At 34.2% G+C, this 1,742-nt stretch carries 2 protein-coding genes; both read left to right on the top strand.

Annotated features, from left to right (window positions below):
• The first annotated feature begins 231 nt into the window (after positions 1-231).
• Complete coding sequence (locus F6K13_RS31750; RefSeq protein WP_124147592.1) at positions 232-831, top strand: peroxiredoxin; 600 nt, start codon at positions 232-234, stop codon at positions 829-831.
• Between the two features lie 160 nt (positions 832-991).
• Positions 992-1,555 carry a peroxiredoxin gene (locus F6K13_RS31745; protein ID WP_124147591.1) on the top strand — a complete coding sequence of 188 codons (564 nt, stop codon included), beginning with the start codon at positions 992-994 and terminating at the stop codon, positions 1,553-1,555.
• Positions 1,556-1,742: the final 187 nt, after the last annotated feature.

The following is a 1,742-nucleotide window of genomic DNA, read 5'->3' as shown; positions in this document are numbered from 1 at the left end:
AAGTTTAGTTGATCGATCCTTACTGGTCAATCCAATATGGAATGAGAAACCAAGTCTGAAAATATTCGAGCTGCTAAGTTGGTCTAGCTATGTCCGAAAGGAGACATTCTATGGTTTTGTTTGTACTTAAGGTCTAGTATGAAGAGGTAAGATTGAAGAATAAAGAATCTCAAACCATAAGTTTTCTTTGAGTTTTGAGTGTCAACAAGTTATTTTAAGGAGAATTAAATCATGACAGAGGAATGCCTGCGTGTGGGCCAGGAAGCCCCGGATTTCACTGCTACAGGTGTAGTGGATCAGGAATTCGAGACAATTAAACTGTCTGATTATCGTGGTAAGTATATAGTTTTATTCTTCTATCCCCTGGACTTTACTTTTGTTTGTCCAACAGAAATTACGGCATTTAGCGATCGCTACAAAGAGTTTGAATCACTTAACACAGAAATTCTAGGAGTTTCAGTAGATAGTGAATTTTCGCATTTAGCTTGGATTCAAACAGATCGTAAGTCTGGTGGAGTTGGAGACCTTAACTATCCGCTATTATCTGACATTAAGAAAGAGATTAGTTCTGCCTATAACGTCTTAGACCCAGAAGCAGGTATTGCTCTGCGGGGTTTGTTCATTATTGATAGAGAAGGTACTATTCAACACGCCACAATTAATAATCTTGCTTTTGGTCGTAACGTGGATGAAACCTTACGTACTCTACAAGCTATTCAGTATGTACAGGCTAACCCAGATGAAGTTTGCCCTGCAGGTTGGAAACCAGGAGATAAAACTATGAATCCCGACCCAATCAAATCTAAGGAATTCTTTGCAGCTATTAAATAAATTGATTTAAGCAGTCTATAAAGTACCTAATAATTAAAAAAAATGTCAACTCTAACACTTTCATATATATGAAAGCTCTAAAAGTGTTGGAGTTGTAAATTTAGAGGAGATTTAAACACATTAAAGTTTTGAATTTTAACTTTTAAATTATATCAAGATTATGCTAACTTCCTATGATTTTAGAGGTTTAATAAATCAACGTTTTGTTCAAAATTTATTACCTATTCCACCTATTAATAGTTTGGATAACGGAAAAAGAACACCAGATTTTGAATTGCCAGATATCACAAATGGTAAATTAGTTCGTTTATCAGACTATTGGGGGTTAAAACCTGTCATACTTGCTTTGACTCGTATCTTTACTGAGAAACAGTATTGTCCATTTTGTTTTCCTCATATCTTAGCTTTAAATAATAATTATGAAAAATTTTTAGAGCGGGGAATAGAAATATTAATGATTACGAGTACAGATAGGGAACAAAGTAAGACTGTTGTGAGCGATCTAAGTTTAAAAATGCCTTTACTCAGTGATTCTAGTTGTCAGGTATTTAAAAATTATCAAGTCGGTCAAGCTTTGGGAGCACCTCTTCCAGGACAATTTGTATTAGATAAACAAGGTAGACTTAGCTATAAACATTTGTTTTCTTTTCTAGATCATAATGCTAGTATTGAAGATTTACTAGAAGTTTTAGATAATTATATAGTTGAGCAAAATAACTATTAGTAGGTGAATTCTATCTTAGAGCTGATTTATAAAGTAAATATTAAGAGGCTGAATTTCTGACAGGACAAAGTTTTTACCGATTGTAGGCCAGTAAAGTATAAATTGATGAGACCTAGATAGCATAAGAGTTTTCCTGCGGAATGCTGCGCAAACAGCTCAGTTAATCAATCACCTCTTAGTGCAAGTA

It is taken from the genome of Okeania sp. SIO2B9 (genome assembly GCF_010672505.1).
Classification (GTDB): domain Bacteria; phylum Cyanobacteriota; class Cyanobacteriia; order Cyanobacteriales; family Microcoleaceae; genus Okeania; species Okeania hirsuta.
This window is presented reverse-complemented; position numbering and strand designations above follow the sequence as displayed.

Bases quoted from the DNA above. Each gene is read 5' to 3' on its own strand.
- F6K13_RS31750 (WP_124147592.1), top strand. From the start codon at position 232: ATGACAGAGGAATGCCTGCGTGTGGGCCAGGAAGCCCCGGATTTCACT.
- F6K13_RS31745 (WP_124147591.1), top strand. From the start codon at position 992: ATGCTAACTTCCTATGATTTTAGAGGTTTAATAAATCAACGTTTTGTT.